Origin of the sequence: Bradyrhizobium cosmicum (assembly GCF_032290525.1) — a bacterium.
GTDB lineage: Bacteria > Pseudomonadota > Alphaproteobacteria > Rhizobiales > Xanthobacteraceae > Bradyrhizobium > Bradyrhizobium cosmicum_A.
Genome location: NZ_JASXTA010000582.1, coordinates 1 through 237, shown reverse-complemented (window position 1 = coordinate 237; position 237 = coordinate 1). Strand labels below are relative to the sequence as shown.

The window sequence follows — 237 nt, the reverse complement described above, 5'->3', positions numbered from 1 at the left end:
CGCTGGCGCATCAGCCGGACATCCTGCGCGGTGATGGAATCCGCCAGCGAACAGCCGGCTGCGAGGTCGGGGATCAGCACGGTCTTTTCCGGGTTCAGCAGCTTGGCCGTCTCGGCCATGAAGTGCACGCCGGCCAGCACGATGATGTCGGCATTGACCTTGGTGGCTTCGCGCGCCAGCAGCAGGCTGTCGCCGACGATGTCGGCGACACCGTGGAAGATTTCAGGTGTCTGATAG

Annotated in this window: 1 protein-coding gene; it reads right to left on the bottom strand. The window is 64.1% G+C overall.

Annotation, left to right across the window (positions count from 1 at the left end; genetic code table 11):
* On the bottom strand, window positions 1-237 hold a 237-nt coding region (nadA, locus tag QSV46_RS41010; protein ID WP_314964494.1), incomplete at both ends, for a quinolinate synthase NadA.